Here is a 19159-nt window from a genome sequence, read left to right on the forward strand (position 1 = left end):
CAAGGGCCTAGGCCGATGCCGACTGTCAAGGCCGCGCTGCTGGCGTCCCCGCGTGCGCCCGACGACCTGTCCTTCCTGCGCCTGTGGCACGGCTTCCTGACCGGGCGCATCATGGTGGCGCTGGCCCTGCTGGTGCTGCTGATGCTGGGCGCTGCTGTCGGCCAGGCCTCCTCGCCCTGGCTGCTGGCGGCCAGCGTGAGCTATTTCGCTGCCACGGTGCTGCTGCGCGCGCTGGGCGCGCGCAAGCCGCCGGCACCGCAGCCAGGCCTGCACTGGCTGCCCTCGGTCGGCGTGGACATGCTGCTCATCGGCCTGCTGCAGACACTGCAGCCGGCGGGCAACATGAACTTCACGCCCCTGTTCGGCCTGCCGCTGCTGCTGGCCTCGGTGCTGGGCACGCTGACCCTGGCGCTGGGCACGGCTGCCGGGGCGACGCTGCTGCTGCTGGCCTGGGCCGTGCGGCAAGGCGGCGGCGACAGCGCTGCCCAGACCCTGCAGGCGGCCCTCACCGGCACCGGCTACTTCATCGTTGCCTACCTCACGCACCAGCTGGCGGCGCGCCTGATCAGCGAGCAAAAGGCCGCCCGCCTGAGCCAGATCGATGCGCGCACCCAGCGCGCCGTGAGCGCCCTGGTCATGCAGCACGTGGGCGATGGCGTGCTGGTGCTGGACGCCGGCGGCCTGGTGCGCCTGGCCAATCCGGCGGCCCTGCTGCTGCTGCAGATGCAAGCCGGCGCCGTGCCCTTTGCCCTGGCGGCGGACGGCCCGTGGCAGCCGCTGCTGCGCCTGGCGCGCGAAACCCTGGCCCTGCAGCAGCCGCAGACGCTGGACGTGAACGTCGCCCAGGAGGGCCAGCCGCCCATTGCCCTGCGCGTGCGCTGCTGGCCCACGCACACGCGCGCGGCCAGCGCTTTTGCCGACGGCGAGCCGCTGTGCGTGCTGTTCCTGCACGACCTGCGCGAGATGGAAGCGCGCCTGCGCACGGAAAAACTCGCCGCCATGGGCCGCATGTCGGCTGCCGTGGCGCACGAGATCCGCAACCCGCTGGCGGCCATCTCGCAGGCCAACCAACTGCTCGACGAGGAGTTGCAAGAGCCGGGGCAAAGACGCCTGAGCGCCATCGTGCGCCAGAACGCCCAGCGCCTGGCGCGCATCACCGAGGACGTGCTGGACATCGCCCGCGTGCAGCACAGTGGCCACCCGGCGCCGGCAGAGCCGGTGCCGCTGGACGCCAGCGTGCAGCAGATCTGCCGCGACTGGCAGGCGCAGGAGCCGGCCCGGCGCCAGGTGCTGCTCGCCCTGCAGGCGCCCCAGGCGCAGGTCGCCTTCGACCCCGAGCATCTGCGCCGGGTGCTGACCAACTTGCTCGACAACGCCCTGCGCTACTGCGGCGCGCATCCCGACTCGCTGTGCCTGGCCACGCGCGTGTCGCCCAGCGGGCGGCCCGGCCTGCAGGTCTGGAGCGACGGCGCGCCTCTGGAGCCCAGCGTCGAGCGCCACCTGTTCGAGCCGTTTTTTTCGTCGGAGAGCCGCTCCAGCGGCCTGGGCCTGTACATCTGCCGCGAGCTGTGCCAGCGCCACGGCGCCAGCATCGGCTACCAGCGCAGCAGCCGCCAGCTGGCGCGCGGCGAAGTCGCCGGCAACGCCTTCACCGTGCTGTTTCGGGCCGACATCGCAACGACCGACAATCCAGCCGCATGACAGACCCAGCCGCTTCCATCCTCGTGGTCGATGACGAGCCCGACCTGCGCACGCTGTACGAACTAACGCTGCTGCGCGAGGGCTACCGCGTGGAGACTGCCGCCACCGTAGCCGAGGCGCGTGCGCAGCTGGCGCAACACGGCTTCGATGCCGTGATCACCGACATGCGCCTGCCCGACGGCTTCGGCATGGATTTGCTGCAGCAGTTGCGCGAGCAGCAGCGCCCCGAGCGCTGCGTGGTCATGACGGCCTACGGCTCGGCGGAGAACGCCGTCGAGGCGCTGCGCACCGGCGCCTTCGACTACCTGACCAAGCCGGTCGATCTCAAGCAGTTCCGCGCCGTCGTGGCCTCTGCCGTGCAGGGCATGGGCGGCGTGCCGGTGCCGCAGCGCGCCGGGCGGGCGGGCCGGGCCGGGCCGGGCGAGGCCGCCAGCGACGCCCTGGGGCCGCTGATCGGCGAGTCCGCACCCATGCAGGCCGTCAAGCAGCGCATCGCCCGGGTGGCGCGCAGCATGGCGCCGGTGCTGATCCGGGGCGAATCGGGCACCGGCAAGGAGCTGGTGGCGCGCGCCCTGCACGCCAGCAGCCAGCGCGCCGCCGGCCCGCTGGTGGCCGTCAACTGCGGCGCCATCCCTGAAAACCTGCTGGAGGCCGAGTTCTTTGGCGCGCGCAAGGGTTCCTACACCGGCGCCAGCCACGACCGCGAGGGCTACTTCCAGGCAGCGCGCGGCGGCACGCTGTTCCTGGATGAGATCGGCGACCTGCCCCTGCCCATGCAGTCCAAGCTGCTGCGCGCCATCCAGGAGCGCAGCGTGCGCGCCCTGGGTTCGACGCAGGAGGAGAGCGTCGATGTGCGCATCCTGAGCGCCACGCACCGCGACCTGGCCGCCGACGTGCAGGACGGGCGCTTTCGCCAGGATCTGTACTACCGGCTCAACGTCATCGAGCTCCTGATCCCGCCGCTGCGCGAGCGCCGCGAAGACCTGCCTGCCCTGTGCGCGCACCTGCTGGCGCGCATCGCCCAGGAAAGCGGCCTGGCCGTGCCGCCGCTGTCCGAGGCGGCGCTGGCGCAACTGGCGCGCCACCCGCTCACGGGCAATGTGCGCGAGCTGGAAAACCTGCTGCACCGCGCCGTGGCCTTGAGCGATGGCACGGCGCTGCAGCTGGACATCGAACTGCCCGCTGCAGTGGCCGGCCCGGCGGCGGCGCCAGTCCGGCCTGCGCCACAGGCCAGCCCTTCGGCCCCGGTGCCCTTGGCGCCCCCGGTGACGCCCGGCAGTCCAACCGGAGCGCCCGATGCCCTGCCCAGCGATCTGCAAGGCTGGCTGGATCAACAAGAGCGCGACATCCTGATCCGCGCCCTGCAGGCCTGCAACTACAACCGCACGGCCACGGCAGCGCGCCTGGGTATCAGCCTGCGCCAGATCCGCTACCGCATCGACCGCCTGAGCATCCCGCTGCCGCAAAGCGGCGAGGCCGCCGATGACGCGCCCGAGACCTGAAGCCGCAGCCCGGCGGCTGTCCTGGGGGCGCGGCGGCTGGCTGCGCGGCGCACGCCGCCTGCCCTCGCCCAACTGCGACCAGCGGCCCGCCGGCGCGGCGGTCGATCTGCTCGTGCTGCACTCCATCAGCCTGCCTCCGGGCCAGTACGGCGGCGCGCAGGTGCAGCAGCTGTTCACCAACCAGCTCGACTGGGACGCGCACCCGTATTTTGGGCAGATCCGCGGCTTGCGCGTGTCCAGCCACTTCTTCATCGAGCGCGGCGGCGCGCTGTGGCAGTTCGTCAGCGCCGACCAGCGCGCCTGGCACGCCGGGCGCTCGCACTACCGGGGCCGGGACGCCTGCAACGATGACGCCATCGGCATCGAGCTGGAGGGTCTGGAGGGCCTGGCCTTCGAGCCGGCGCAATACGCCACGCTGCAGGCGCTGTGCGCGGCCTTGCTGCAGCGCTACCCCATCGCCTGGATCGCCGGGCACGAGCACATCGCCCCGCAGCGCAAGGGCGACCCGGGCGCCGGCTTCGACTGGGCGCAGCTCTCGGGTGCGCTGGCCGGCTCGGGCATCACCTTCCCGCCAGGTCTGCAGCGCTCGCAAAAAAGATAGCTGTCAGCGCTTGCCAGACAAGGCCTGGAGGCCTTTTTGGCCATATTTTTACTATCCATAGCCGCCCATTGCCCCGCTTGGCGGGCCGCACTGCGCCAGCCCCTGCACTGTCGGACGAAGGCGCTTTGCGGGCGCTTTCGGCTTGGATAGCTTGCCCAGGCGATACACTACCCATAGTGTTTGACACACAAAAATCCACTATATGTGGTGTATCTGATTGAAATCCCGCCTCTGACCAGCGCTCACGAGGCCCAGCCGCAGCGCAGCGCGCATCCCCCATCCGAAAGGTCATGACCATGCAAGATTCTTCTTTGCTTTCCGTTTCCGAGCCCGCCGCCTCCGTGCGGCCGGCAGCGATTCCCGCAGACGCTGCCCCGGCTGGCGCAGCGCTGGCCCAGTGGCAGATCGTGCGGCGCAATGGCGCCGTCGTGGCGTTCGAGTCGCAGAAGATCGCCGTGGCGCTGATGAAGGCCTTCCTGGCCGTGCGCGGCGCGCAGGGCGCGGCCTCGGCCAGCGTGCGCGAGCTGGTCGAGGAGCTGACCCAGGGCGTGGTGCGCGCGCTGGTGCGCTCGCGCCCGGCGGGCGGCACCTTCCACATCGAGGACGTGCAGGATCAGGTGGAACTCGGCCTGATGCGCGGCGGCCACCACGACGTGGCGCGCGCCTACGTGCTGTACCGCGAGCGCCGCGCCCAGGAGCGCGCCCAAAAGCGCGCGCAGCTCATGCCGCAGCTGCCGGCGCTGTTTGTGCAGGACGGCGGCCAGCGCGTGGAGCTGGACGTGCTGCGCCTGCAGGCACTGATCGAATCGGCCTGCGCCGGCCTGGGCAGCGAGGTGCAGGCCGCGCCGATCGCTGCCGAGACGCTGCGCAACCTGTACGACGGCGTGTCCATGGGCGAAGTCCACCGCGCCTGCATCCTGGCCGCGCGCACGCTGATCGAGAAAGACCCCGGCTACACCTACGCCACGGCGCGGCTGCTGCTGCATACCATCGTGCGCGAGGTGCTGGGCCGCGACGTGGCGCCGGCGGAGATGGGCACGGCCTATGCGGCGCACTTTGCGCTGTTCGTGCAGCGCGGCGTGGAGCATGAGCTGCTCAATCCTGAGCTGCTGGATTTTGATCTGGAGCGCCTGGCCGCAGCGCTCAGGCCCGAGCGCGACCTGCAGTTCGACTACCTTGGCCTGCAGACGCTGTACGACCGCTACTTCCTGCACATCGCCAGGACGCGCATCGAGCTGCCGCAGTCGTTCTTCATGCGCGTGGCCATGGGCCTGGCGCTGCGCGAGGACGATCGCAACGCCCGCGCCATCGAGTTCTACGAGCTGCTCTCGTCGTTCGATTTCATGAGCAGCACGCCCACGCTGTTCAACAGCGGCACGCTGCGCTCGCAGCTGTCGTCGTGTTATCTGACCACCGTGCCCGACGACCTGGAGGGCATCTACGAAGCCATCAAGGAAAACGCCCTGCTGTCCAAGTTCGCCGGCGGCCTGGGCAACGACTGGACGCGCGTGCGCGCGCTGGGCGCGCGCATCAAGGGCACGAATGGCGAGTCGCAGGGCGTGGTGCCGTTTCTGAAGGTGGTCAACGACACGGCGGTCGCGGTCAATCAGTGCTTTGCCCCGGACACACTGCTGCTGACAGCCGATGGCCCCAAACCGATCCGCGAGGTCAAGCCCGGCGACCTGGTGCTGGGCCAGCGCGGCGAGTACCGCGAGGTACTGCAACAGATGGTCTACAACCAGACCGATCCCATGGTGGAGGTCACCGTCAAGCACGCGCTGCAACCCTTGCAAGTCACGGCGGGCCACCCGTTGTGGGCTATTCGAGGGGTGCCGATGGAGCAAAGCAACGCGCGCACCCTGCGCTGGCTGGACAGCGGCAAGGTCGCGCCGCAATGGTGCGACGCCGGTGAGCTGGCGCGCGGCGACTATATCGCCCAGGTCGTGCCGACCGAAGTGGTGCCGGTGACCGGTTTGAGTCAGGATGACGCACGCCTGTACGGCATCCTGCTGGGCGATGGCCATATGAGCATCGATGAAGACCAGTGGGGTGTCTCGGGCAATCCCACATGCGACACCCATTTGACCTTCGTGCGCCACTATCTGGAGCAGCGCGGCATCCATTTCTGGGAAACCACACGGGGCGAGACCTACGCCCAGCTGCACTGGGCGGTAGGCTGCGGTGTTGCGCGCGAGGCCTCCACCGGGCGTCTGGTGCGTGGCAGCGGCGCCCCGCACCTGCCCTTCGAACGCACCGACCTCTACGATGCCCAGGGTCGCAAGCGCATCGCCCCACGCTTGTCACACCTGCCACGCGCCCAGACGCTGGCCCTGGTGCAGGGACTGCTGGAAACCGACGGCGGCGTCAGCCGGGGCAAGGAGATTTATTTCACCAGCACATCCGAGCCGCTGGTGCAGGGCCTGCGCTACCAGTTGCTGCGCCTGGGTGTGCCCACGTCCGGGCAGTACCGTGAGCAGGCACAGTGCCACCAAGGCCAGCGTGCCGATGGCAGCACCATCAGTTTCAATGCGACGGTCAGGGCCTGGGATCTGCGCATTCCGGCAGTGCCCGAAGTCGCAGCACTGGTCGGCGCCCGACCATTGACCAAGCGCAACTGGATTGAGCACGACGGCTGCGTCTTCACCCGGGTGCGGGGCGTCCGAGCCATCCGGCCGCTTCCTTTCGTGGTGGACTTGAAGGTCGAGGGCGACCCCAGCTACATGACCCACGCAGGACTGGCGCACAACGGCGGCAAACGCAAGGGCGCCGTCTGCGCCTATCTGGAGACCTGGCACCTCGATATCGAGGAGTTCCTGGAGCTGCGCAAGAACACCGGTGATGACCGCCGGCGCACGCACGACATGAACACCGCCAACTGGATCCCGGATCTGTTCATGAAGCGCGTGCTGGACAAGGGCCAGTGGACGCTGTTCTCGCCCTCGGACGTGCCCGAGCTGCATGACCTGTATGGCCAGGCCTTCGAGCGCGCCTACCTCGCCTGCGAAGCCCGCGCCGACAGCGGCGAGATCCGGCTGTCCAAGCGCGTGCCGGCCATCGACCTGTGGCGCAAGATGCTGTCCATGCTGTTCGAGACCGGCCACCCGTGGATCACCTTCAAAGATCCGTGCAACATCCGCAGCCCGCAGCAGCATGTGGGCGTGGTGCATTCGAGCAATCTGTGTACCGAGATCACGCTCAACACCAGCGACAGCGAGACGGCAGTGTGCAACCTGGGCTCGATCAACCTGGCGCAGCACCTCAGGGATGGCCAGATCGACCACGACAAGCTGCGCCGCACCGTCACCACCGCCATGCGGATGCTCGACAACGTGATCGACATCAACTACTACGCCGTGGACAAGGCGCGCAACGCCAACCTGCGCCACCGCCCGGTGGGCCTGGGCCTGATGGGCTTTCAGGATGCGCTGTACGAGTTGCGCCTGCCCTACGCCAGCGATGCCGCCGTGCAGTTCGCCGACGAATCCATGGAGGCCATCTGCTACTACGCCTACCAGGCCTCCAGCGAGCTGGCGCGCGAGCGCGGCTGCTACGAGACGTACGCAGGCTCGCTTTGGTCGCAGGGCATCTTGCCACTGGACTCGCTCGATCTGCTGGCGCGCGAGCGCGGCGGCCATGTCGAGGTCGATCGCAGCACGCGCCTGGACTGGGACGCCCTGCGTGCGCACATCGCCCGCCACGGGATGCGCAACTCCAACTGCGTGGCGATCGCGCCCACGGCGACGATCTCCAACATCGTCGGCGTGGACGCCTCCATCGAGCCGTCATTCGGCAACCTGTCGGTCAAGTCCAATCTGTCGGGCGAGTTCACCGTCATCAACCAGTACCTGGTGCGCGACCTGAAGCGCCTGGGCCTGTGGGACGACGTGATGGTCATGGATCTCAAGCACTTCAAGGGTTCGCTGGCGGCCATCGACCGGGTGCCGCAGGACATCAGGCAGCTCTACGCCACGGCCTTCGAGGTCGAGCCGACCTGGCTGGTCGAGGCCGCCGCACGCCGCCAGAAGTGGATCGACCAGGCGCAGAGCCTGAACATCTACATGGCCGGCGCCTCGGGCAAGAAGCTCGACGAGACCTACAAGCTGGCCTGGCTGCGCGGCCTGAAGACCACCTACTACCTGCGCACGCAAAGCGCCACGCACGTCGAGATGAGCACGGTGAACAAGCGCCAGCTCAATGCCGTGCCCAGCGAGGCCGACGCCGGAGCGCTGGCCGCCAGCGCGGCGGCTACCGACGTGAAGTTCTGCGCCATCGACGACCCCGGCTGCGAGGCCTGCCAGTAAAGGCCGCAGCCGCCATCACCACCCGCCGCATCGAAGCCGCGCCGAAGCCGTACTGGGCAGGTGCATACGCAACAAAACAGCGCCGCACAACGCTTCGATGCTTTCCTTTTTGAAGCACTGCTTCCATAATCCACGCACTGGACGAGCCATGCTTACCTGGGACGACGAAGTCACAACCCCCTCGCAACACATTCCGCAGGAAGGCCAGCATGGCGGCCCCCTGCAGCCGCCGCGCACGCCTTCCAGCCCGGCCTCCGTGGCCAGCACCGCCAGCGGCCGCGTCAGCGCCGTTGACAAGCGCATCATCAACGGCAAGACCGACGTCAACCAGCTGGTGCCCTTCAAGTACAAATGGGCCTGGGAAAAGTACCTGGCCACCTGCGCCAACCACTGGATGCCGCAGGAAATCAACATGACGCGCGACATCGCCCTGTGGAAAGACCCGCATGGGCTGACCGAGGACGAGCGGCGCATCGTCCGCCGCAACCTGGGCTTTTTCGTCACTGCCGACAGCCTGGCGGCCAACAACATCGTGCTGGGCACGTATCGCCACATCACCGCCCCCGAGTGCCGCCAGTTCCTGCTGCGCCAGGCCTTCGAGGAAGCCATCCACACGCACGCCTACCAGTACATCGTCGAGTCGCTGGGCCTCGATGAAGGCGAGATCTTCAACGCCTACAACGAGATTGCGTCGATTCGCGACAAGGATCAGTTCTTGATCCCCTTCATCGACGCCATCATGGATCCGGCCTTCAAGACCGGCACACCCGAGGCCGACCAGACGCTGCTCAAAAGCCTGATCGTCTTCGCCTGCCTGATGGAAGGGCTGTTCTTCTACGTCGGCTTCACGCAGATCCTCGCCCTGGGCCGGCAGAACAAGATGGTCGGCGCGGCCGAGCAGTACCAGTACATCCTGCGCGACGAGTCCATGCACTGCAACTTCGGCATCGACCTGATCAACCAGCTGAAGCTGGAAAACCCCCAGCTGTGGACGGCGCAGTTCAAGGACGAGATCACCGCCCTGTTCCATGAGGCCGTGGAGCTCGAATACCGCTACGCCGAGGACACCATGCCGCGCGGCGTGCTGGGCATGAATGCCGCGATGTTCAAGGGCTATCTGCGCTACATCGCCAACCGCCGGGCCACGCAGATCGGCCTGGAGGCGCTGTTTCCGAACGAGGAAAACCCCTTCCCCTGGATGAGCGAGATGATCGACCTCAAGAAGGAGCGCAACTTCTTCGAAACCCGCGTCATCGAGTACCAGACCGGCGGCGCGCTGTCCTGGGACTGAAGCGGTGCAGGGGCAGGCATCAGGTCAGCAGGCAGCCGGCATGGGATTTCACTCGCGCACCCGCCCGACACTGGCGCCGGGTGCTTTCAGCTAACCGACCCGAAGGAGAAAATGATGGCAACTGCGAAAAAAACCGCCCCCGCCAAGACCCCTGCCAAAGCCGCCAAAACCGCCAAAACCGCTGCGGCCCCCGCGAAAAAGGCCGCCAGCGCCGCCGCCGAGCTGGCCACACCAGTGAGCGCGCCGGCACCGGTCGCCAAGAAGGCAGCCAGCAAGACCGCCAGCGCCAAGTCCACTAGCGCCCAGAAGGCCGCCGCACCGGCCCAGCAAGCCGCAGCTCCGGCAGCCAAGACCGTCGCGAAGAAGGCTGCGGCAAAGCAAGCCACTGCGGCAGCACAGCCGGCCCAGGAGGCCCCCAAGGCAGCAGCTCCTGCGGCAAAGTCCAAGGCCGCCGCACCAGCCGCCGACAAGAAGGCTGGCGCACCAGCCAAGAAGGCCGCCACTGCAGTAGCCGAAAAGGCGGCGCCGGCCCCCGCCGCCAAGGCACCGGCAAAGAAAGCCGCTGCGCCGGCCAAGAAGGCAACAGCCCCGGCGCAGGAGAGCGCAGCGCCCGCCAAAAAGGCAGCAGCGACGGCCAAGCAAAAGACTGCAGCGCCCGCCAGGAAAACCAGCACGGCGCAGGCCGATGCTGCGGCCCCCGCCGCCAAAAAGGCAGCGCCTGCCCGGAAGGCCGCCAAGCCGGCAGCAGCGCCAGCCATCCCTGTGGCCCGCACCGAAATCAGCCCGCACGCCGCCTGGCCCTTCCCGCTGGGCGAGAAGCCCTGACAGCCTGGCTAGGCCTGATGTCCAGCCCGGCAGCCCTGCCGGGTTTTTCATGGCTGGCGGCTTGAGCATGAAATCAGGCTCCAACCCTTATTTGGCAAGCGCTGACAGCTATTATTTAAGTAGCAAAAAACCCACTAGCAAATGGTCGGCGCCCCCTGGTGCAAGGCCGTTCCGGCCTGCCCTCACAGCGCCTCGGGGGCGAAATCCAGGCGGTAGTTCTGCGGCCCGCGCCGGGCGATCTTCAGCGCGCCCAGGCGGTTGCCCAGTTGCGCACAGCGCGCCAGCGGCCAGCCGCGCTCCAGCCCGTAGAGCAGACCGCCGCGCCAGGCGTCACCACAGCCCGTCGGATCGACCACCTGCACCGGGGCCACAGGCTCGACCAGGGTGCGCGCGCCGCCCTCCCAGACCTCGCAGCCCTCGCCTCCCAGCGTGACCACCAGGCCACGCACGCGCGCCGAGATGTCCGCCAGGCTCCAGCCGGTGCGCTCGCACAGCATCTTGCCCTCGTAGTCGTTGACGGTGACCCAATCCGCCTGCTCGATGAACTGGCGCAGCTCCTGGCCGTCGAACATGGGCAGGCCCTGGCCGGGGTCGAACACGAAGGGAATGCCGGCGCTGGCGAACTGCGCGGCGTGCTCCAGCATGGCCTGGCGCCCGTCCGGGGCAATGATGCCGATGGCGGCCTCCGCGCTGGCCTCGATGCGCGTGCGGTGGGCGTGCGTCATGGCGCCGGGGTGGAAGGCGGTGATCTGGTTGTTGTCCATGTCGGTCATGATCATGGCCTGGGCGGTGTAGCTGTCGCCGGCCTGGCCGACGTGGCGCGTGTCGATGCCCAGATCGCGCAGGCGCTGCAGATAGTCGCCGCCATCGCTGCCCAGCATGGCCACGGGCAGCGGCGCGCCGCCCAGCAGCTTCAGGCTGTAGGCGATGTTGCCGGCGCAGCCGCCGAAGTCGCGCCGCAGCGTGGGCACGAGAAAGGACACGTTCAGGATGTGCAGCTGCTCGGGCAGGATCTGCGCGGCGAAGCGACCCTCGAAGGTCATGATGGTGTCAAAGGCCAGGGAGCCGCAAATCAGTGCTGCCATGTCGTGGAGTGTCCAAAGAGTCAGGGTGGGGAAGCGAAGGAAAGGCGCACGAGCAGCCGGGCCGGCTGGCCGGGCGTCATGGATAAAAGGCCAGCACGCGGTAGCCGGCCACCGTCGGCACGCCGGCCAGCTCGACGGGTGTGCGCACCCCCCAGTCCGAGCGAGCGGCCAGCGCGGGCGCAGCGCCCAGCTCGCGCTGCGGATCGAGCACCCGGCGCAGCACTACATCGTCGCGTGCGTCGGTCAGGGTCAGCTCGACCAGGGGCATGGCCACGGCGTGGCCCGCGCTGTTCTTCAGGGCAAAACGCAACTCGTAGCGCCCGGCTGCAGCGTCGGTGGCGACGAACGACGAGCTGTCGATGACCACCGCCGCCAGCTCGCGCGGTGCCTGCAGGGTGCAACCCCATCGCTGGCACAGTGGCTCCAGCACGGCACGCGCCGCCGGGTAGCGCGCAGCCAGGGCATCGCGATGCTGCAGGGCAATCTGCAGCATCAGCAGCGCCGCCAGCGCCAGCGCCAGCAGCGTCAGCAGACCGCGCATGGCCGGGTGGCGCCAGAAGGCGTTGCGGCGCGCGGCGCGCACAAAGCTGGGCTCAGGTTCAGCCATCGGCGCCGGCCTGGACTCGGGCCCCGAGGGCGGGGGCAGGGCCGCAGTCTGAAGCGGCTCGGCCAGAGGCGCTTGCGGTTCAGGTTCGGGTTCCGGCTCTGCTTCAGGTTCGGGTTCAGGTTCGGGTTCTGGGACTGGCTTCGGCTCCGGCTCCAGCTCGGGTTCTGGGACTGGCTCGGGCAGGGGTTCCGGCTCAGGTTCCGGCTCAGGCTCAGGCTCAGGTTCCGGCTCGGGCCTGAGCCCAGGCGCTGGCGCCGGCTGCCCTGCCGGCTGGTGTTCGGCCAGCAGAAAGGGTGGGGGCACAGGAGGCGGCGAGGATGGCGCCAGGCCTGGCGGCGATTCGGCGGCTGGTGTCGGTGCCGGCACGCGGATTTGCAGGTGCTCGGTGGCGTCGAACACCTGCTTGCAGTGCCCGCAGCGCACCCAGCCGCCACCGATGCGCAGCTGATCCGCGACCACGCGAAAGGTGGTGGCGCAGTGCGGGCAGCGGGTGGTCTGGCTCATGAGGCGGCAATTCTAGGCGGCGCGCCGGCTGCCGACGCCGACGCTCAGGGGCGCTGCGCCACCATCAGAATCCAGCCGTCCTCGCTGTCGGCCACGGCCAGTTGCAGCCAGGGCGCGTAGGCCTGCTGCAGCTCTTCGGCCTGGCGCTCCAGGATGCCGGCCAGCACCAGATGCCCGCCCGGCGCCACGTGCGTACACAGCAGCGGCGCCAGCACCTTGAGCGGCGTGGCCAGGATGTTGGCCAGCACCGTGCGATACGCGCCCTGGGCCTGTTCAGGCAGGCCGGCGGCAAGTTGCACCTCGTTGGCCTGGGCGTTGTCCAGCGTGGCCTGCACGGCAGCCGGGTCGATGTCCACGGCGTCGATCGGCGCAGCGCCAAACTTGGCCGCGCCGATGGCCAGAATGCCCGAGCCGCAGCCGTAGTCCAGCACCCGCCCCAGCGCCCCGGCGCCTGCCGCGCCCTGGCGCGCGATCCAGCGCAGGCACATGCGCGTGGTCGGGTGCGTGCCGGTGCCGAACGCCATGCCGGGGTCGAGCCGGATGGTCTGCAGCGCGCCGGCGGGCGGCTCATGCCAGCTCGGCACGATCCAGAACTCGGGCGTGATCTGCACCGGCTCGAACTGCGACTGCGTCAGCCGCACCCAGTCCTGCTCGGGCAGCTCGGCGATGCCGGCGACCTCGCAGCCGGCAAAGAAATCCTGCGGCGCCAGCAATTGCGCCGCCTCGTCAGCCGCCGCGTGCGTGGCAAACAGCGCCGTCACCCGGCTCTTGTTCCAGGCCTGGCGCGGTGCCGGCATACCAGGCTCGCCAAACAGCGCCTGTTCGGCCTCGGTCTGCGCGTCGGCATCCTCGACCGAGACGCTCAGGGCATCGAGCGCATCGAAGGCCTCGCTCACGGCATCGACGCGCTCCTCGGGGCACAGCAGGGTCAGCTCGTACATGGCAGCGTTCTTTTCAGGGTCATCGGGAGGAAATCAGGGGCAATGGAAAGGCTGGCGCACAACGCACAACCCGCCCTCAACGCTTCCTCTGCGCCAGCCACTCTTCCAGGTAGTGGATGTTGGTGCCGCCGGCGACGAAGCTGGCGTCCACCATCAGCTCGCAGTGCAGCGGCACGTTGGTGCTGATGCCCTCGACCACGGTTTCCAGCAGCGCCGTGCGCATCCGCGCCAGCGCCTGCTCGCGCGTGTCGCCGTGGACGATGATCTTGCCGATCATGGAGTCGTAGTTGGGCGGCACGTAGTAGTTGGTGTAGGCGTGCGAGTCCACGCGCACGCCCGGGCCGCCCGGCGCGTGCCACTTGGTGATGCGCCCCGGCGACGGCGTGAACTTGTAGGGGTCTTCGGCGTTGATGCGGCACTCGATGGCATGGCCGCGCAGCTGGATGTGGCGCTGCGAGAACGGCAGCTTCTCGCCGGCGGCCACCATGATCTGCGTGCGCACGATGTCCACGCCGGTGATCCACTCGGTCACCGGGTGCTCGACCTGCACGCGGGTGTTCATCTCGATGAAATAGAACTCGCCGTTTTCGTACAGGAACTCGAAGGTGCCGGCGCCCCGGTAGCCGATCTTCTTGCAGGCGGTCACGCAGCGCTCGCCAATGCGCTCGATCAGCTTGCGCGGAATGCCCGGCGCCGGAGCTTCTTCGATCACCTTCTGATGGCGCCGCTGCATGGAGCAGTCGCGCTCGCCCAGATAGACGGCGTTCTTGTGCTTGTCGGCCAGCACCTGGATTTCGATGTGGCGCGGATTCTGCAGGAATTTCTCCATGTAGACCGCCGGGTTGCCGAAGGCCGCCGTGGCCTCGGCCTTGGTCATCTGCACGGCGTTGACCAGGGCCGCCTCGGTATGCACCACGCGCATCCCGCGTCCGCCGCCGCCGCCCGCAGCCTTGATGATGACCGGGTAGCCGATGCCGCGCGCGATGCGCCGGATCTGCACCGGGTCGTCGGGCAGCTCACCGTCCGAGCCTGGCACGCAGGGTACGCCGGCGCGCAGCATGGCCTGCTTGGCCGAGACCTTGTCACCCATCAGGCGGATGGATTCGGGCGTCGGGCCGATGAACTGGAAGCCGCTTTTTTCCACGCGCTCGGCAAAGTCGGCGTTCTCGGCCAGGAAGCCGTAGCCGGGGTGGATGGCCTCGGCGTCGGTGACTTCGGCGGCCGAGATGATGGCCGGCATGTTCAAGTAGGACAGCGGCGAGGGCGCCGGGCCGATGCACACGGCCTCGTCGGCCAGCTTGACGTACTTGGCGTCGCGGTCGGCCTCGGAATAGACCATGACGGCCTTGATGCCCAGCTCACGGCAGGCACGCTGTATGCGCAGGGCGATCTCCCCACGATTAGCGACCAGGATTTTTTTAAACATATCGGTCTTCCAGGCGCCAGGGGCCGTGCGCAGCCGCAGGGCAGGCGGCGTGGCACAGTCGCACGAGGGTTGCGCCTTGTGGTTATTCGATGATGAACAGCGGCTGGCCGTATTCGACGGCCTGGCCGTTCTCCCCCAGGATGCGCGTGATGGTGCCGCTCTTGTCGGCCTCGATCTCGTTGAGGATCTTCATGGCCTCGACGATGCACAGCGTCTCGCCTTCCTTGACGGTGCTGCCGATTTCGACGAAGGGCTTGGCGCCGGGGCTGGAGGCACGGTAGAAGGTGCCGACCATGGGCGACTTGACGATGTGCCCGCTGGGCACGGCAGGCGCCGGCAGCTCGGGCACGGCTGCGGCAGGCGCTGCGGCGGCTGCCGCAGGGGCTGCTGCCGGCACCGGCGCTGCCACGACCTGCTGCACCACCGTGGTGCCGGCCTTGACGATGCGCACCTTGCCCTCGGCTTCGGTGATCTCGAGTTCAGAAACATTCGACTCGGACACCAGATCGATGAGGGTCTTGAGTTTTCGCAAATCCATGGAAGCTCCAACGGCTGAAACGACAAAGGGCGCGAATTTACATCAAATTCTGGCATCAACGCCTTATTGCGTCGATCGCACTGCAATTTGCCGCTCGTTTCTTGATGCAGGCAAAGACTTGTGCAGCAGCAGGCCGGCATGGGGTTGCTATCAGGCCAGCCTGGCCCAGCCGGCCAGGTCGCTCTCGCTCAGCTCGCCCATTTTACGCTTGAGGATGCTGCCATCTGCGGCGAATAGGACGGTAAAGGGTAAGCCGCCGCGTTCGTTGCCCAGGGCGCGGCTGAGGTCGGCGCCACCCAGCCCAGCCAGCGCCAGCGGCATCCGCAGCGGCACACGTTGCAGGAATTTCTCCACATTTGCCGGTTGATCGATGGCCAATCCCAGCACTTGCCAGCCACGCGATTGCTGCTGGGCGTGGAAGGCGTCCAGCAACGGCAATTCCTTGACGCAGGGCGGGCACCAGGTGGCCCAGAAGTTCAGCAGCAGTGGCTTGCCGCGCAGCTCAGCCATCTGCACCGGCTGGCCGCCGTTGACGCCCTCGAAGCTGGCGCTCCACAGCGCCTCCTGCGCGCCCGGCTGCGCCGGCTGCAGCGACAGCCGCCAGGTGGCCAGGCCGGCGCCGGCCAGGGCGGCAGCCGCGCCGGCACCCAGGAACAGCCAGCGCCGGCGCGGGGCAGCGGTGGCAGCCGAGGAAGATGGCGGGGTCGAAGGCTGCGGCTCGGTCATGAGAGATGCGGGGTGGTCAGCGTGATTTTTTCGGAAGGCTCGGCGGGCGCCTCCAGCAGGCGCCGCACGGCAGCAGCGTCGCCGCGCGGGCTGCGGCCCTGGCTGTCGGCACGCAGCGCGCCGCGCAGGTCGTCCAGGTCGTAGATCAGCAGGTGTACGCCGATGTCCTCGCCCAGCGCCGGCGAGCGGCTGGACAGACTCAGCACGTCCACTGTCTCGCCGCGCAGGCCCCGGGTGCTGTCCGGCTCGTAGCTGACGTTGTGCTCGATCAGCGCGATCTCGGCGGATTTCGGGTCGTCGCAAAACAGGCTCAGATACACATCCGACAGCCGCGTGGCCGTGCCGTGCCAGACGGCGCCACCCAGGTAGGGGCGGAACTGCGCCAGGCGCTCCATCCACAGCAGCGCCAGTTCGCGCAGCGCGCGCAGCTCGCCCGGCTGGGTGTCGGCGCAAAACATGCCGATGTAGGCGCGCACGGCGTCCTCCAGCACATCGTTGTCGGGCAGCGCGGTGCGTGCCGGCAGGCCCAGCTCCTTGACGGCGCGGCGCTTGGCCGCGCCCCACTCCAGCCCCTCCTCGACGGCCAGGCGGGCGGCGGTGTGGGCGATCTCGACGGCGATGGGTGCAGACATGGGACAGGCGGGGACAGACCAGGCGGCGCGGCAGCGCCAGGGCCGGCCATTGTGGCCCGGCGCCGCGGCCCTCCGGCCCGGGAGGGCCTGCCCGGGCCGGGGGATTGTCGCGGACAGCCGTTTTTTGCTCCTTGAAACATAGCTATCAGCGCTTGTCGGACAAGGCTTCAAGGCAGTTTTTACCTGAAAACCAGGCACTGTTGCCGGCCTTCATAGAATGCACGCCATCATGCACATCCACATCCTGGGCATTTGCGGCACGTTCATGGGCGGCCTGGCCGCCCTGGCGCGCGAGGCGGGCCACCGCGTGACCGGCTGCGACGCCGGCGTCTATCCCCCCATGAGCGAGCAGCTGCGCGCCCTGGGCATCGAATTGATCGAGGGCTACGGCGCCGAGCAGCTGCAGCTCGAACCCGACGTCTTCGTGGTCGGCAACGTGGTCAGCCGCGCCCGGCTGGCCGACGGCACGCCCAAGTTCCCGCTGATGGAAGCCATTTTGGACGCCGGCGCGCCCTATACCAGCGGCCCGCAGTGGCTGGCCGAGCACGTGCTGCAGGGCCGCCACGTGCTGGCCGTGGCCGGCACGCATGGCAAGACCACGACGACCTCCATGCTGGCCTGGGTGCTGGAGTGCGCTGGCCTGGCGCCCGGCTTCCTGGTCGGCGGCGTGCCGCTGGACTTTGGCGTCTCGGCACGCCTGGGCGCACAGGCGGCGGGCCAGCCGCGCCCGCTGTTCGTGATCGAGGCCGACGAGTACGACACGGCGTTTTTCGACAAGCGCAGCAAGTTCGTGCACTACCGCCCGCGCACCGCCGTGCTGAACAACCTGGAGTTCGACCACGCCGACATCTTCGACGACCTGGCGGCCATCGAGCGCCAGTTCCACCACCTGCTGCGCAGCGTGCCGCCCTCGGGCCGGGTGGTCGTCAACGGCCTGGAGGAAAGCCTGGCGCGCGTGCTGCACCAGGGCTGCTGGAGCGAGGTGGCCAGCTTTGGCAGCGCCGACAGCGATTTTTCCGCCGACGGCCCGGCGCACGACTTCGCCGTGCTGCGCCGAGGGCAGCGCGAGCCGGTGGGCCGGGTGCGCTGGGCGCTCGGCGGCACGCACAACCAGCTCAACGCCCTGGCCGCCATTGCCGCTGCCGAGCATGTCGGCGTGCCGCCGGCGCAGGCCTGCGCGGCGCTGGCGAGTTTTCAGAACGTGCGCCGGCGCATGGAGCTGCGCGGCGCAGCCGCCGGCGTGGCCGTGTACGACGACTTTGCCCACCACCCGACGGCAATCCGCACCACGCTGGACGGCCTGCGCCAGCGCCTGGGCGCCGGCGCGCGCATCCTGGCGGTGTTCGAGCCGCGCAGCAACACCATGAAGCTGGGCACCATGGCGGCGCAACTGCCCTGGTCGCTCGAAAGTGCCGACCTGGCCTTTTGCCACACCGCCGGGCTGGACTGGGACGCCGCCGCCGCCCTGGCCCCGCTGGGCGCGCGCGCCGCCACCGCTGCCGATCTGGATGCGCTGCTGGCGCAGCTGCTGGCCCAGGCGCGGGCGGGCGACCACATCGTGTGCATGAGCAATGGCAGCTTCGGCGGCATCCATGCACGGCTGCTGCAGGGCCTGGCCGCCCGCCCGGCCTTTTCTGCCTGAACTACAGACCCGAACTGCAAGCCCGAGCCGACATGAGCGCCACCCCTGCCCCGAGGATTTCCACATCGCCACGCAGCATGGGCACGTCCTGGCGCGCCGCTGGCTGCCGCAGGGCCAGCAAGGCCCACTCGCCCCCATCGTGCTGCTGCATGACTCGCTGGGCTGCATCGCGCTGTGGCGCGACTTTCCGGCGCTGCTGGCCGGGCACACCGGTCGCGCCGTCATCGCCTATGACCGGCCCGGCTTCGGCCAGTCCGCGCCGCGCAGCGGTCGCCTGGCCGCCGACTTCGTTGCGCGCGAGGCCGACGAGGCCTTTGCCGCCCTGCGCGCGCAGCTGCAGATCGGGGTTTTCATCGTCTTTGGCCACAGCGTGGGCGGCGGCATGGCAGTGCATTGCGCGGCGCGCTATCCGCAGGACTGCCAGGCGCTGATCACTGTGGCCGCGCAGGCCTTCGTCGAGGAGCGCACGCGCGCCGGCATCCGCCAGGCGCAGGCGGCGTTCGCCAACCCCGAGGAGCGCGCCCGGCTGCAGCGCTACCACGGCGCGCGCACCGACTGGGTGCTGGAGGCCTGGATAGGCACTTGGCTGTCGCCGCAGTTTGCCGACTTCAGCCTGCTGGCCGTGCTGCCCCAGGTGCGCTGCCCGACCCTGGTGCTGCACGGCAGCGAGGACGAATACGGCTCCGCAGCACACCCACGCCTGATTGCCGGCCACGTCGGCGGCCCGGTGCAGATGCAGTTGCTGACGGATACGCACCATGTGCCGCACCGCGAGCGACCGCCGCAGGTGCTGGAGCTGGTGGCGGGCTTTCTGGCCGGTATCCGCTAGCCCTACCG

At 68.9% G+C, this 19159-nt stretch carries 15 protein-coding genes and 1 pseudogene; 8 read left to right on the plus strand and 8 right to left on the minus strand.

From position 1 onward, the window contains the following. The first annotated feature begins 15 nt into the window (after positions 1-15). The 6 genes from IDM45_RS10730 (at position 16) to IDM45_RS10765 (ending at position 10221) form a co-directional block, all read left to right on the plus strand. Positions 16-1701: a sensor histidine kinase gene (locus tag IDM45_RS10730; protein ID WP_209422831.1), complete on the plus strand. Its 1686-nt coding sequence runs from the start codon at positions 16-18 to the stop codon at positions 1699-1701. Then, positions 1698-3203, plus strand: a complete 1506-nt coding sequence (locus IDM45_RS10735; protein WP_209422832.1) for a sigma-54-dependent transcriptional regulator — start codon at positions 1698-1700, stop codon at positions 3201-3203. Before IDM45_RS10730 ends, IDM45_RS10735 begins: the two co-directional genes overlap by 4 nt. Continuing rightward, a complete protein-coding gene (gene ampD / locus IDM45_RS10740) occupies positions 3184-3804 on the plus strand; it encodes a 1,6-anhydro-N-acetylmuramyl-L-alanine amidase AmpD (RefSeq protein WP_209422833.1) in 621 nt (206 codons plus the stop codon). The genes IDM45_RS10735 and ampD overlap by 20 nt, the downstream gene beginning before the upstream one ends. Positions 3805-4100: 296 nt before the next feature. Next, entirely contained in the window at positions 4101-8105 is a 4005-nt protein-coding gene (locus tag IDM45_RS17655; protein ID WP_232654033.1) for a ribonucleoside-diphosphate reductase subunit alpha, read from the plus strand. 148 nt (positions 8106-8253) lie between these two features. Then, the gene (locus IDM45_RS10760; RefSeq protein WP_209422834.1) at positions 8254-9396 is read left to right on the plus strand and encodes a ribonucleotide-diphosphate reductase subunit beta; all 1143 of its coding nucleotides are present in this window, start codon (positions 8254-8256) and stop codon (positions 9394-9396) included. Between the two features lie 114 nt (positions 9397-9510). Further along, entirely contained in the window at positions 9511-10221 is a 711-nt protein-coding gene (locus IDM45_RS10765) for a histone H1 (RefSeq protein ID WP_209422835.1), read from the plus strand. A gap of 182 nt (positions 10222-10403) precedes the next feature. Here IDM45_RS10765 and IDM45_RS10770 read toward each other — a convergent pair whose 3' ends face one another. From IDM45_RS10770 to IDM45_RS10800, 8 genes and pseudogenes are all read right to left on the minus strand, one after another. Further along, positions 10404-11306 (minus strand): carbohydrate kinase family protein, encoded by a 903-nt coding sequence (locus tag IDM45_RS10770; protein ID WP_209422836.1) that lies wholly within the window; start codon positions 11304-11306, stop codon positions 10404-10406. Between the two features lie 76 nt (positions 11307-11382). After that, a complete protein-coding gene (locus IDM45_RS17660; protein WP_232654326.1) occupies positions 11383-11913 on the minus strand; it encodes a DUF3426 domain-containing protein in 531 nt (176 codons plus the stop codon). 399 nt (positions 11914-12312) lie between these two features. Continuing rightward, positions 12313-12417: pseudogene (locus IDM45_RS17955) on the minus strand (zinc-ribbon domain-containing protein); the annotation flags it as partial. Positions 12418-12461: 44 nt separating this feature from the next. Beyond that, the gene (gene prmA / locus IDM45_RS10780) at positions 12462-13358 is read right to left on the minus strand and encodes a 50S ribosomal protein L11 methyltransferase (RefSeq protein ID WP_209422838.1); all 897 of its coding nucleotides are present in this window, start codon (positions 13356-13358) and stop codon (positions 12462-12464) included. Between the two features lie 76 nt (positions 13359-13434). Then, positions 13435-14784, minus strand: coding sequence for an acetyl-CoA carboxylase biotin carboxylase subunit (gene accC, locus IDM45_RS10785; protein WP_209422839.1), 1350 nt, complete (start codon positions 14782-14784; stop codon positions 13435-13437). An 82-nt stretch (positions 14785-14866) separates the two neighbouring features. After that, positions 14867-15322 carry an acetyl-CoA carboxylase biotin carboxyl carrier protein gene (gene accB, locus IDM45_RS10790; protein ID WP_209422840.1) on the minus strand — a complete coding sequence of 152 codons (456 nt, stop codon included), beginning with the start codon at positions 15320-15322 and terminating at the stop codon, positions 14867-14869. A gap of 150 nt (positions 15323-15472) precedes the next feature. Next, complete coding sequence (locus IDM45_RS10795) at positions 15473-16048, minus strand: TlpA family protein disulfide reductase (RefSeq protein ID WP_209422841.1); 576 nt, start codon at positions 16046-16048, stop codon at positions 15473-15475. After that, on the minus strand, positions 16045-16680 hold the full coding sequence (locus IDM45_RS10800) for a hypothetical protein (protein ID WP_209422842.1): 636 nt from the start codon (positions 16678-16680) through the stop codon (positions 16045-16047). Before IDM45_RS10800 ends, IDM45_RS10795 begins: the two co-directional genes overlap by 4 nt. 229 nt (positions 16681-16909) lie before the next feature. Between IDM45_RS10800 and mpl the strand changes: the two genes are divergently transcribed. Continuing rightward, complete coding sequence (gene mpl / locus IDM45_RS10805) at positions 16910-18322, plus strand: UDP-N-acetylmuramate:L-alanyl-gamma-D-glutamyl-meso-diaminopimelate ligase (RefSeq protein ID WP_209422843.1); 1413 nt, start codon at positions 16910-16912, stop codon at positions 18320-18322. A 139-nt stretch (positions 18323-18461) separates the two neighbouring features. Beyond that, positions 18462-19151, plus strand: a complete 690-nt coding sequence (locus tag IDM45_RS10810) for an alpha/beta fold hydrolase (protein WP_325168967.1) — start codon at positions 18462-18464, stop codon at positions 19149-19151. Positions 19152-19159: the final 8 nt, after the last annotated feature.

The organism is Melaminivora jejuensis (genome assembly GCF_017811175.1).
In the GTDB taxonomy this organism is placed as follows: Bacteria; Pseudomonadota; Gammaproteobacteria; order Burkholderiales; family Burkholderiaceae_C; genus Melaminivora; species Melaminivora jejuensis.

What these genes read in the sequence shown, in the direction of transcription:
- IDM45_RS10730 (WP_209422831.1), top strand. Translation starts at nt 16, where the DNA reads ATGCCGACTGTCAAGGCCGCGCTGCTGGCGTCCCCGCGTGCGCCCGAC.
- IDM45_RS10735 (WP_209422832.1), top strand. Translation starts at nt 1,698, where the DNA reads ATGACAGACCCAGCCGCTTCCATCCTCGTGGTCGATGACGAGCCCGAC.
- ampD (WP_209422833.1), top strand. Translation starts at nt 3,184, where the DNA reads ATGACGCGCCCGAGACCTGAAGCCGCAGCCCGGCGGCTGTCCTGGGGG.
- IDM45_RS17655 (WP_232654033.1), top strand. Translation starts at nt 4,101, where the DNA reads ATGCAAGATTCTTCTTTGCTTTCCGTTTCCGAGCCCGCCGCCTCCGTG.
- IDM45_RS10760 (WP_209422834.1), top strand. Translation starts at nt 8,254, where the DNA reads ATGCTTACCTGGGACGACGAAGTCACAACCCCCTCGCAACACATTCCG.
- IDM45_RS10765 (WP_209422835.1), top strand. Translation starts at nt 9,511, where the DNA reads ATGGCAACTGCGAAAAAAACCGCCCCCGCCAAGACCCCTGCCAAAGCC.
- IDM45_RS10770 (WP_209422836.1), bottom strand. Translation starts at nt 11,306, where the DNA reads ATGGCAGCACTGATTTGCGGCTCCCTGGCCTTTGACACCATCATGACC.
- IDM45_RS17660 (WP_232654326.1), bottom strand. Translation starts at nt 11,913, where the DNA reads ATGGCTGAACCTGAGCCCAGCTTTGTGCGCGCCGCGCGCCGCAACGCC.
- prmA (WP_209422838.1), bottom strand. Translation starts at nt 13,358, where the DNA reads ATGTACGAGCTGACCCTGCTGTGCCCCGAGGAGCGCGTCGATGCCGTG.
- accC (WP_209422839.1), bottom strand. Translation starts at nt 14,784, where the DNA reads ATGTTTAAAAAAATCCTGGTCGCTAATCGTGGGGAGATCGCCCTGCGC.
- accB (WP_209422840.1), bottom strand. Translation starts at nt 15,322, where the DNA reads ATGGATTTGCGAAAACTCAAGACCCTCATCGATCTGGTGTCCGAGTCG.
- IDM45_RS10795 (WP_209422841.1), bottom strand. Translation starts at nt 16,048, where the DNA reads ATGACCGAGCCGCAGCCTTCGACCCCGCCATCTTCCTCGGCTGCCACC.
- IDM45_RS10800 (WP_209422842.1), bottom strand. Translation starts at nt 16,680, where the DNA reads ATGTCTGCACCCATCGCCGTCGAGATCGCCCACACCGCCGCCCGCCTG.
- mpl (WP_209422843.1), top strand. Translation starts at nt 16,910, where the DNA reads ATGCACATCCACATCCTGGGCATTTGCGGCACGTTCATGGGCGGCCTG.